This is a genomic window from Afipia dichlorophenoxyacetatis, from assembly GCF_055386385.1.
The window spans coordinates 815985-828303 of the sequence record NZ_AP029250.1 but is presented as its reverse complement, the minus strand read 5'-3'; the positions used below and the strand labels follow the sequence as shown (position 1 = coordinate 828303).

At 57.6% G+C, this 12319-nt stretch carries 5 protein-coding genes; all 5 read left to right on the top strand.

What is annotated here, in order from left to right; genetic code table 11:
- Positions 1 to 6: 6 nt before the first annotated feature.
- Genes treS through treY form a run of 5 tightly spaced genes read left to right on the top strand, consistent with a single transcriptional unit; the run spans position 7 to position 12079 of the window.
- Positions 7 to 3294, top strand: a complete 3288-nt coding sequence (gene treS / locus ACZ5C3_RS03870) for a maltose alpha-D-glucosyltransferase (RefSeq protein WP_464044535.1) — start codon at positions 7 to 9, stop codon at positions 3292 to 3294.
- Complete coding sequence (gene glgB, locus ACZ5C3_RS03865) at positions 3291 to 5438, top strand: 1,4-alpha-glucan branching protein GlgB (RefSeq protein WP_464035404.1); 2148 nt, start codon at positions 3291 to 3293, stop codon at positions 5436 to 5438. Before treS ends, glgB begins: the two co-directional genes overlap by 4 nt.
- A gap of 1 nt (position 5439) precedes the next feature.
- Positions 5440 to 7515, top strand: a complete 2076-nt coding sequence (gene glgX, locus ACZ5C3_RS03860; protein ID WP_464035403.1) for a glycogen debranching protein GlgX — start codon at positions 5440 to 5442, stop codon at positions 7513 to 7515.
- On the top strand, positions 7512 to 9275 hold the full coding sequence (gene treZ / locus ACZ5C3_RS03855) for a malto-oligosyltrehalose trehalohydrolase (RefSeq protein WP_464035401.1): 1764 nt from the start codon (positions 7512 to 7514) through the stop codon (positions 9273 to 9275). The genes glgX and treZ overlap by 4 nt, the downstream gene beginning before the upstream one ends.
- Complete coding sequence (gene treY, locus ACZ5C3_RS03850) at positions 9275 to 12079, top strand: malto-oligosyltrehalose synthase (protein WP_464035399.1); 2805 nt, start codon at positions 9275 to 9277, stop codon at positions 12077 to 12079. Before treZ ends, treY begins: the two co-directional genes overlap by 1 nt.
- The last annotated feature ends 240 nt before the right edge of the window (positions 12080 to 12319 follow it).

Here is a 12319-nt window from a genome sequence, read left to right as displayed (position 1 = left end):
GCATCCATGAACGTGATGTCACCCATCGAGACGGCCACAACCGCCACCGAGAACGAACTCTGGTACAAAGACGCCATCATCTATCAGTTGCATGTCAAAGCCTTCGCCGACAGCAACAATGATGGAATCGGTGACTTTGCCGGCCTGACCGAAAAGCTGGATTACCTGCAGGAGCTTGGCGTCACCACGCTGTGGCTGCTGCCGTTCTTTCCGTCACCGGGTCGCGACGACGGCTACGACATAGGGGACTATGGCGCGATCAATCCGGACTTCGGGACGATGAAGGATTTCCGACGCTTCATCCACGAAGCCAAACGGCGCGGCCTGCGCGTGATTATCGAACTCGTCGTCAATCATACCTCCGACCAACACGACTGGTTCAAGCGGGCGCGCCGCAGCTCAGCAGGATCTAGCGCGCGGAACTGGTACGTCTGGAGCGACACCGACCAGAAGTATCAAGGCACTCGGATTATCTTCACCGATACCGAGAAATCCAACTGGACGTGGGACCCCGAAGCCGGCGCGTTCTACTGGCATCGCTTCTTTTCGCACCAGCCTGATCTCAACTTCGACAATCCACGCGTGGTCAGCGCCGTCGTGCAGGTGATGAAGCGCTGGTTAGATGCCGGCGTCGATGGATTCCGGCTTGACGCGATTCCCTATCTTTGCGAGCGCGAGGGCACCAACAACGAGAATCTTCCGGAGACGCACACCATTATCAAGCGGCTGCGCGCAGAGCTCGACGCTTACGCCAAAGACAAAGTACTGCTGGCAGAAGCCAATCAGTGGCCGGAAGACGTGCAGGAATATTTCGGCGACGGCGATGAGTGCCAAATGGCCTATCACTTCCCGCTGATGCCGCGCTTTTACATGGCTATCGCGCAGGAAGATCGATTTCCGGTCACAGATATCCTGCGTCAAACACCTGATATCCCTGCGAACTGCCAATGGGCGCTGTTCCTGCGTAACCATGACGAGCTGACCCTCGAAATGGTGACGGACGTGGAGCGCGACTATTTGTGGTCGACCTACGCCAACGATCCGCGGGCACGAATCAATGTCGGCATTCGCCGTCGGCTGGCACCCCTCATGGACAACGATCGGCGCAAGATCGAGCTGATGAATTCCCTGCTGCTCTCGTTTCCGGGTACGCCGATCATCTATTATGGCGACGAAATCGGGATGGGAGACAACATCTATCTCGGCGATCGCAATGGTGTCCGCACACCGATGCAATGGACGCCGGACCGCAACGGCGGCTTTTCTCGCGCCGACCCGGCACGGCTTTATGCGCCGCTCATCATGGACCCTGTTTACGGCTATGAATCCGTCAATGTCGAAGCGCAATCGCGAAGCCTGTCGTCGCTCCTGAGTTGGACGAAGCGTCTCATCTCCGTCCGCAAGTCCACCCTCGCGTTCGGCCGCGGCACCATCACATTCATCCGCCCCTCAAACCGATCCGTTCTCGCTTATGTCAGGCAGTATGAGGACGACGTGATCCTGTGTGTCGCCAATCTCTCTCGCTCCGCGCAGGCCACAGAACTTGACCTCGCACAATGGAAAGAGCGCGTGCCGCAGGAAATGCTCGGCCGGACCAATTTCCCGCCGATCGGTGAGCTGCCCTATCTCGTGACACTATCACCGTATGGCTTCTATTGGTTCAGGCTGAATGAGAAACCGGCGACGTCTCAAGAACAGCACATGCCCGTGCCGGAGTTTGAGACTCTCGTCGTTCCCCACAATTCGACATGGATGACGCTCAGCCGTACCCGCATGATCTTCGAACGGGATGTATTGCCGGCCCATCTTGCACGTACGCGATGGTTTCCACAGCGATCCGCAGCCGCGATCATTACAAGGGTGACCGCGGCCATTCCATTCGCCCATGAGGGTGCATCGCGGCCATGGCTTACGATTTTCGAGGCCGAGCAAAACGGGAAGATCACACGATACGCGATGCCGATCCGCATCGACTGGGTGCGGTTTGACCGTGAACGCTATAATCCCAGGGCGCTGGCTGCCGTCAGGCAAGCGTCGCGCGAAGGGACGTTGTTCGATGTTGCGACCGACAAAGATTTTATCAAGCAGCTTCTCGCCGATCTGCGGCTGTCTGAGACCATCACTGAACATGGCAGAAGCCTCGAATTTCAAGCCAGCGAACGGCTGGCGACGATTCCTGATGTCCCGGTTGAATCAGTCCATCCGGTCGAAACCGAACAATCTAACAGCACATCGCTTGTCGACGAAACTTTCGTGGTGAAGCTGTACCGGAAGCTCGAGTCAGGCATCAATCCGGAAATCGAGATGGGTCGTTTCCTGACGGACACGGCGAACTTCGCAAATACACCCGCGCTGCTCGGCTCCGTGGAAGTCGTAGAAGGTGACTCCCGAAGCGCACTCGCGATCGTCCACGCATTTGTCGCCAATCAGGGGGATGGCTGGGTTCTGACATCCGGCTACCTCGATCGGTTTGTCGATGAGCAGCGACTCCTGAGCGGCGGAGACCAGGCCACCGAGAGCGAAGAGCAGACCGCATATGCACGATACATGCAGCAGACAGGTAAGCGCGTCGCGGAAATGCAGGTGGCGCTGGCAAGCCGTGATGATATCGACGCATTCAGACCCGAAGCCATCACACCCGACGACATCGATCGATGGATCGATAATATCATGGCCTGTGCGGAGCGTGTTTTCGCTGGACTACAGTTCCTTGGTAAACCTCCAAGAGACGCCGATCGTGCTCTGATCGATGAGTTGATGAAATATCAAGACAGTCTTCGGCCGTTCCTCGAGGCGCTTCTGCCTCGGAACATCGAAGGATTGAACATTCGCCATCATGGCGACCTTCATCTCGGACAGCTTTTGATCGTCAAAGACGACATTTTCATCATCGACTTTGAGGGTGAACCTCGACGCTCACTTGCCGAACGCCGCCGCAAGGCGCCCGCTCCGCGAGATATCGCGGGGCTCATTCGCTCCATCGATTATTCAACCGCGGCCGCGTACGAACGCGCACTGCACGTAACTTCGGACGAAACCGGTCAACTCGCCGCCGGCCTTGAAATGTGGCGAGCGAACGCCGTTGCGGAATTTCTATCGGCATATCACGAGAACCTGAGCGACGAACGGCTCTGGCCTACCGACGTGGCGGCAGCCACGCGATTGCTCAACTTCTTCCTCGTGGAGAAGGTCTTCTACGAAATCGAATATGAACTTGCGCATCGTCCCGAATGGCTGCGAGTGCCGCTCACTGGCGCGCTGCGCATTCTTGCTTCCGGAGACGAGACCGCATGACGAAACTTCCGGCTGAAGCTTACGCAATTCTTGAGGGCCGCCATTCCGATCCGTTTCATTATCTCGGCCTGCATGTCGAGAACAACAAATCGGTTGTGCGTGCCTTTCTGCCCAATGCGTCACTCGTAGAAGCCGTCGAAGATAGCGGGGAAAGTGCCATCCTTGAGAAAGTGCACGATGCCGGACTGTTTATCGGCCCCGTTCCTGGAAAATCAAAGCGTTACAAGTTGCGTGCGACTTTCGGCGAGAACGTCGTCGAGCTTTACGATCCGTATGACTTTCCGCCGATCCTGAGCGACTTTGACCTCTATTTGCTCGGAGAGGGCAATCATCAGCGGCTCTATGACAAGCTCGGCGCGCACTTGATGACGCTCGACAGCGTTCGCGGCGTCGGGTTCGTCGTATTCGCACCGAATGCCAAACGCGTCAGCGTCGTCGGCGATTTCAACTTCTGGGACAACCGCCGTCATGCCATGCGCGTTCGCGGACAGGGTTATTGGGAGATATTCATTCCGGGCGTCACAGCGGGTGATTGCTATAAGTTCGATATCGTTGGACCGAACGACCAGCGCCTGCCGCTGAAGGCGGATCCTCTCGCATTCGCCACCGAAATGCGACCAAACACCGCGTCGACTGTCATCGACGAAGCACACCTGCCCCCACCGTTTCCGGTTGCAGGGCAACCCAACAAACTCAGCGCGCCAATGTCGATCTACGAGGTTCATCTCGGCTCCTGGCGCAAGAAGGAAGGTAACCATTGGCTGACCTATCGCGAATTGGCTGAAACGCTTCCGCATTACGTTCGCGATCTTGGCTTCACTCACGTCGAATTCCTGCCGATCAGCGAACATCCCTTCGATGGGTCCTGGGGCTACCAGCCCACCGGGCTGTATGCGCCCACAAGCCGGTTCGGCAAGCCCGAGGATTTTGCAGCGCTTGTGGCCGCCTGCCACAAGGAAGGATTGGCGGTTTTGCTCGACTGGGTGCCAGGGCATTTCCCTGATGATCCACACGGTCTCGCCATGTTCGACGGCACCGCTCTCTACGAGCACGCCAACCCGTTGCAGGGGCGGCATCTCGATTGGGGCACGCTGATCTATAATTACGGACGAACTGAAGTCGTCAATTTCCTGGTCTCCAATGCTCTGTTCTGGCTCGAGCGTTACGGGATCGACGGCCTGCGCGTCGATGCCGTCGCCTCAATGCTCTACCTTGATTATAGCCGGCCAGCCGGCGGATGGATTCCGAATAAGTACGGTGGCCGTGAAAACATAGAGGCCATCGAATTTCTGCGCCGCTTCAACACCGAAGTCTTTGCAAAATTTCCGAATGCAACAACGGCCGCTGAAGAATCAACCGCATGGCCACAGGTATCGAAACCTGTGGAGTTCGGCGGGCTTGGCTTCGGTTACAAATGGAACATGGGCTGGATGCACGACACGCTGAACTACATCAGCAAGGATCCTATTCACCGCAAATTCCACCACGATCAGATCTTGTTCGGCCTGCATTACGCATTCTCTGAGAACTTCATCCTGCCGCTCTCGCACGATGAAGTCGTGCACGGCAAACGTTCGATCCTCGGCCGCATGCCAGGCGATGACTGGCAGCGCTTCGCCAACCTCCGCGCCTACTACGCTTTCATGTTCGGTCACCCGGGCAAGAAGCTGATATTCATGGGCAGCGAATTCGGCCAGGAGCGGGAGTGGAATCACGACCACTCTCTCGATTGGCACCTGCTGGGTCAGCCCAAGCATCGCGGAATCCAGTCTCTGATCCGCGATCTCAACAATCTGCACCGCAGCCTCCCGGCGCTTCATGAACTCGATTGCGATCCGGCGGGCTTCGAATGGGTTGTTACTGACGATGCTGACCGCAACATGTTCGTCTGGATACGCAAGGGGAATGCTGCGCGGGAACGTTGCCTGGTGGTCGTGAACTTTTCGCCGAACGTCTATCACGATTATCGCGTCAAGGTGCCCTTCCCTGGCCACTGGCGTGAGGTGTTCAATTCGGATTCCGCGCACTATGGCGGCACCAATGTCGGAAATATTGGCCGGATCAAAACACTGGAGGGCCCTGTCCCCTATCTCAATCTGACAGTGCCGCCGCTTGCCGCAATCTTCCTCGTACCGGACATGTGACATGCGCTTGTCTGCGGGCACGAACCATCGTCTCGGAGCAACCTGGGACGGACGCGGCACGAACTTCGCCCTGTTCTCTGCCCACGCAGAGAGGGTACAACTTTGTCTGTTCGACAGTCAGGGCCGCCGTGAAATCGAACGCCTCGATCTTCCGGAACGCACTGAGGATGTCTGGCACGGCTACCTCAACGATATCTCCCCCGGGCAGCTCTATGGATACCGTGTCTACGGCCCTTACGCACCGGAGCAGGGTCATCGCTTCAATTGCAATAAGCTCCTGCTTGACCCGTACGCCAAACGGCTCGCCGGCCGACTGGTGTGGAGCGACGCGCATTTCGCTTATCGCACCGGCAGCTCCCGTGAAGATCTTTCATTCGACCGCCGCGACAACGCCCGCGGTATGCCGAAGGCTGTTGTCGTCGATGAGACGTTCAACTGGGGCCGTCGCGAAAACCGTCCCCATGTGCCGTGGGCAGATACGATCATCTATGAAGCGCATGCAAAAGGATTGACCCAGACGCGTCAGGACATCCCTCCCGGCATGCGCGGCACATTTCGCGGCCTGTGTTCGCCGGCGATGATCGATCACTTGAAGCGCCTCGGCGTCACGACGCTCGAACTCCTTCCAATCCACGGCTTCATCGATGATCGCCAGCTTGTTGAAAGAAAGCTGGTCAATTACTGGGGTTACAACTCCATTGCCTTCTTCGCACCCGAAGCACGATATGCGCCGGAAAACCCTCTCGACGTTTTCCGCACGACAGTGGCGCGTCTTCATGATGCCGGCATCGAGGTCATGCTCGACGTCGTCTACAATCACACCGCTGAAGGCAACCATATGGGGCCGACATTGTCGTTCCGCGGCATCGACAATGCGTCCTACTACTGGCTGAAGCCGGATGATCCGCGCTTCTACGATGACTTCACTGGCACTGGGAATTCGCTCAACCTGACCCATCCGCGCGTCCTGCAAATGGTGATGGATTCGTTGCGCTACTGGGTCGAGGTGTGTCACATCGACGGCTTCCGCTTTGATCTTGCTACGGAGCTCGCGCGAGGCCCCGGCGGCTTTGACCGCGGCCACGCGTTCCTCACCGCCGTGCGGCAGGATCCCGTGCTGGCGTCAGTCAAGCTTGTGGCTGAACCCTGGGACGTCGGATTGGGTGGATACCAGGTCGGCGCATTCCCTTCACAATGGTCAGAATGGAATGACAAATATCGCGCGACGATGCGCCGTTATTGGTCCGGTGAAGGACATCTGATCGGCGACGTCGGCGCACGCATGACCGGTTCGTCCGATACGTTCAATCATGATGGGCGAACGCCGCGCGCGAGCATCAACCACATCACCGTGCACGACGGTTTTACGTTGGCCGATCTGTTCAGTTACAACGAGAAACACAACGAAGCCAACGGCGAAGACAATCGCGACGGCTCCAATGACAACAACAGCAACAATTGCGGCCATGAAGGCCCGACCGATGATCCAGCGATCATTGCGTTGCGCCGTCAGTTGCGGAAGAACCAACTCGCGTGTCTCCTGCTGGCCCAAGGCGTGCCGTTGATCCTTGCCGGCGACGAAGTCGGGAATAGTCAAGGCGGCAATAACAACGCCTATTGTCAGGACAGCGAAATCGGTTGGGTCGGATGGGAGGGCCTTGGCCAAGAAGGCGAAGATCTCACCGAATTCGTCAGCCACATGACCGCGCTTCGCAATCGCTTTCCACAAATCAAATCCCAACGCTGGGTCGACGGACGGCGGCAAGACGGCTCCTATGGTGTTCTTTGGCTGACTCCAAGTGCTGCAGAAATGACCGATCAGGACTGGAATTTTCCCGAGGGGCGTTTCCTGGCCTATGTCCTTGGCCCTATTGAAGAGAATACTCCCCCGCTTTTTGTTGTGCTGAATGCTGCACCGGAAGCCATTCAGTTCACGCTGCCAAAACTGCCTGAATACAAGGAGTGGACCCGCCTGCTTGATACCACCCAGGCAGAACAGGAAAGCGCGTCTTACCAGTCAGGCACCGCGGAGGAAGCTCCAGCCCGATCCGTACTTGCCTTCGCGGGCGCTGCATGAATGCCGATCGTTTCGGAACCAGCCTGACTAAGGACGGTGTCACATTTTCACTGTGGGCACCGGCTGCGAAGACTGTCGATGTCGTACTCGACGTCGCTCATCCGATGCAACGAGATGATGCCGGATGGTTCTCCACTTATGTCTCCGGCGCCAAAGGCGGGACGCGTTATAAATTCCGGATCGATGGCGAACTGGACGTGCCGGATCCTGCGTCGCACTTCCAGCCGGATGATATCGCGGGCCCGAGCGAAGTCATTGATCACACGGCTTATCGCTGGCGCGCTGAAAGCTGGCGCGGCCGCCCGTGGAAAGACACCGTATTAATCGAAACCCATGTTGGCACATTTACGCCAGGGGGCACCTACCGCGCGATGATCGAGAAACTCGATCATCTGGTCGCGACGGGTTTCACCGCACTCGAACTGATGCCACTCGCAGATTTTCCAGGCCGGAGAAATTGGGGCTATGACGGCGTACTGTGGTACGCGCCTGACAGCAGTTACGGGCGGCCTGACGATCTGAAAGCGCTGGTCGACGAAGCCCATCTGCGCGGGCTCATGGTCTTTCTCGATGTGGTCTACAATCACTTCGGTCCGGAAGGAAATTATCTCGGCCGCTATGCGCCGACATTATTCTCGAACTCGCAGACACCGTGGGGCAATGCGATCGATTATCGCGTGCCGGAGGTCCGGCAGTTTGCCATCGGCAATGCGCTTCATTGGCTGAATAATTATCGATTCGATGGCCTGCGGCTCGATGCCGTCCACGCCATCACCGAGGTCGGAGACCCGAACATTCTCAATGACCTGAGCCGCGCTGTCGGCGAATTCGCGCAAGCAAGCGGGCGCGAGATCCATCTTGTTCTCGAAAACGACGATAATCGCGCCACTCATCTCGATCCGGCAACAAATCCGCCCCGCGGAAAGTACCGCGCGCAATGGAACGACGATTATCACCATGCCTGGCACGTGCTCCTGACGGAAGAAGGTGCTGGATATTACGGCGATTACCCGACGCCCCGCGTCGCCATCGCTCGCACACTGCGCTCCGGATTTGCCTATCAAGGCGAGGCGTCTGCTCATCGCGATGGCGCCTTGCGCGGCGAGGCCAGCGGTGACCTCTCACCGCTCGCATTCATCAACTTTCTGCAAAATCATGATCAGATCGGCAACCGCCCCCTCGGCGATCGTCTGGAAGTCAACGCGAGCCCGTCCTCCATAGAAGCCGCTCTCGCGATCACCTTGCTCTCGCCCTTGCCGCCCATGATGTTCATGGGCGAGGAATGGGGCACGACCGCACCATTTCCGTTTTTCTGCGATTTCAGCGGTGATCTCGCCAATGCTATCCGGCAAGGGCGGCGGGCGGAATTCAAATCCGCGTATGAAAAATACGGAGACGACATTCCTGACCCTCTGGATGAAACCACGTTCAGGTCTGCCCAGCTCAACTGGAGCGAAACTGATGAGCCGGTTCATCGTACGCGGCTGATATTGGTTAGCAGACTTCTTAAGGTCAGGCACGCTGAGATTGCCCCCCATCTCGACGACGCCCGCTTCGGCGATGCCAACGTCAACGACAATGGTCTGCTCCTTGCGCATTGGACTTTGGGAGACGGCGCAACGCTGCAGCTCATCGCCAATCTTTCCGATGGTGTCGTGGCCATCCCTGCGTCTTATCAGGCAAAGCGCATCATCTGGGGAGAGATGCCTCGCGACGAACTCGCACCATGGGCTGCGGTTTGGGATGTGGGAGATCGCTGATGCCCGCGCCCATTCCGCTCGCGACTTACCGCATCCAGCTCACATCGGCATTCGGCTTCGACGAAGCCGCAAAGATCGCCCCGTATCTCAAGAAGCTGGGCATCACGCATCTTTATGCCTCCCCATTTTTGAAAGCACGAAGCGGCAGCACGCACGGCTACGATATTGTTGATCACAACGCGCTCAATCCGGAGCTCGGCGGAGAAGACGCGTTCAATCGGCTAAGTGCAGCTCTGAAAGCGAATGACCTCGGCCTCATTCTCGATTTCGTGCCCAACCATATGGGCGTGCATTTCGCGGACAATGCGTGGTGGCTCGACGTGCTTGAATGGGGGCCCGCGTCCCCTCACGCGGCCTCCTTCGATATCGACTGGGATACGTTGCCTCACCGCGTGAAAGGCGGCGTACTCCTCCCCATTCTCGGCTCATCCTATGGCGAGGCGCTGGAACAAGGACACATCGAACTCCGCTTCGATCCGCAGGAGGGCAGCTTTTCAGCGTGGTATTATGAGCATCGGCTGCCGATCTCGCCTGAACGCTATAGTGAAATGCTCCGCGTCATTGTTGGGGAAGCTGAAGGCAGCGCCGCGACGACTGACGGGGGTCGCAAGATTCTCGAGCTGGCCGCACGTTACACCGGCTTACATCGCCCCAATCGTCGTGAAGCACCAGACCTTAAGGCGGCGCTGGCTGCCGATCCGGCCATTCACTCCATTATTGAAAAGGGTCTCAGCGCCTATCGCTCTGGCCCCGATCGCGACACGCCAACGAAAGCTCTTCATTCGCTTCTTGAACGGCAGCATTACAGGCTGGCTCACTGGCGGCTGGCAACAAGCGAAATCAACTACCGACGGTTTTTCGACGTCAACAGCCTGGCGGGCCTGCGTGTCGAGGATCAGAAGACATTCGACGGCATACATGGACTCGTGAAGCGACTCATCGCGGAAGACAAGCTGCAGGGATTGCGGCTCGATCATATCGACGGCCTGCGCGATCCGGCGCAATATTGTCAAAGGCTTTCACGGCTCATCAAAGATGCGCGCGGACACTCGCGTCAGCCATTCTATCTTCTTATCGAGAAGATTCTCGGCGAACGTGAGAAGCTTCCCAACCTGCAGGGCGTTCACGGCACCACGGGCTACGAATGGCTGAACGCCATTGCGCACGTCCTGCTGGATTCGGGCGGCATGGATACGCTGGACGAGACTTGGCGACAAGCCAGCAATAGTCCGCCAAAGCTTGCTCCTGTGCTGGAAGAGGCAAAGCGCCGCGTGCTCGAAACTCTGCTGGCCAGCGAATTCACAGTGCTCTCTCGTCTACTGGCCCGCATCGCCGGCGGACACTATTCGACACGCGACTTTTCCGCCGACAGCCTACGGCAGACGCTTGAACTATATGTCCTGCACTTCCCGGTCTATCGCACCTATATGACGGCGACGGGTCCTTCTCCGACAGACCGCGACTTGATCAATCGCGCAATCGAGAGGGCGCGTGCAGACTGGTTCGGCGCGGATGAAGGCATCTTCGATTTCCTGCGGGACACGCTGACCCTTGATCTTACAAAGGCCGACCGCGTAGCCCCCGGCAAGCCGCGCATGCGCCGCTTCGGACTAAAAATCCAGCAGTTCACTGGGCCGATGATGGCCAAGTCTCTGGAAGACACTGCGTTCTATCGTTTTCATCGATTGCTGGCGCTCAATGAAGTGGGCGGGGACGCAGCGGCGCAGGGACTTTCAACCGAAGATTTTCACGCCATGATGCGTGAGAGGGTTCACACTTTACCTCACGGTATGACGGCCACGGCGACACACGACACGAAGCGTGGCGAGGATGCGCGCACCCGGTTGTTGGCCTTGCCGGAGCTCGCGGATGAATGGACCGGCATGGTGAGCCGGTGGAAGGAAATGAATGCTCGCCATGTGATGTCCGAGGGCGACGTGCGTAGCCCCTCGCTCGCGTTTGAATACATGTTGTATCAAGCGCTGATCGGCGCGTGGCCAAATACACTGGACGACATCTTCGTTGAACGCATGAAAGCCTACGCGATCAAAGCCGCCCGTGAGGCCAAGCTGGAAACCAGCTGGCTCAACCCAAACGTACGCTACGAAGATGCACTGATGCGGTTTATCGAGTCCATTCTCGACAGATCGCAATCTGCGGATTTCATCACATCCATTGAAATAATCGTTCGCCGGACATCGCTGCTCGGCGCCTTGAATTCGCTGGCCCAAATCACTTTGAAAACAATGATGCCGGGTGTGCCGGATTTCTATCAAGGCACGGAGTTCTGGGATTGCTCGCTGGTCGATCCCGACAATCGACGGCCGGTCGATTTCGCCGTGCGCCGAGCTGCAATGGCAGCAATCGAGAATCCGGACTGGGAGAGTTTGATTACGAACTGGCCGGATGGTCGCATTAAATTGGCCTGGATGCGGACACTCCTCAAGATGAGGCACGCGCTACCAGACGTCTTCACCAAAGGTGACTATGAGCCCATTGCCGTAAGCGGTCCCGACAAGATTCATGTCATTGCCTTCGCACGCCAATCGAAGTCAGATGCTGTGATTGTTGCTCTCGGCAGACGCCTTGCAAAATTCAGTGATCATGGACGTGTCTGGCCGCGAGAACCGATCGATGCCACGCTCGATCTGAGCAATTACGCGGGTGATTTCGAGACGGCAAATGTCAGCAAGGCAGCCATTCCTTGCAGGGCATTGTTCAGCAACTTCCCGGCGGCGATCTTGAAGGTGAAACTAGTGCAGGCTTCCGAGAAGCCATCGCGCGCGAAGAAGACCGGCGCATAAGGAAGGCCGCCCGGGAGCATAGCCGGACGGCCTAGCGGATGTCGTGCCGACTCACGGGTCGGTTCCCTCCTACCGCGGCCGCCAAACTAATAAGGGATGACAAGCACATGCAATGACCCCATCTGTCTGCAGGAACTTCTCAACACGAAATTCCTTATTGCACGGCAACAAGATGGGCCGAACAACGAGACTAACGAATGCCCGGCGACGACCATCCAGCCGCGACCGGCGGCTCGATCT

Bases quoted from the DNA above. Each gene is read 5' to 3' on its own strand.
- treS (WP_464044535.1), top strand. From the start codon at position 7: ATGAACGTGATGTCACCCATCGAGACGGCCACAACCGCCACCGAGAAC.
- glgX (WP_464035403.1), top strand. From the start codon at position 5,440: ATGCGCTTGTCTGCGGGCACGAACCATCGTCTCGGAGCAACCTGGGAC.
- treZ (WP_464035401.1), top strand. From the start codon at position 7,512: ATGAATGCCGATCGTTTCGGAACCAGCCTGACTAAGGACGGTGTCACA.
- treY (WP_464035399.1), top strand. From the start codon at position 9,275: ATGCCCGCGCCCATTCCGCTCGCGACTTACCGCATCCAGCTCACATCG.
- glgB (WP_464035404.1), top strand. From the start codon at position 3,291: ATGACGAAACTTCCGGCTGAAGCTTACGCAATTCTTGAGGGCCGCCAT.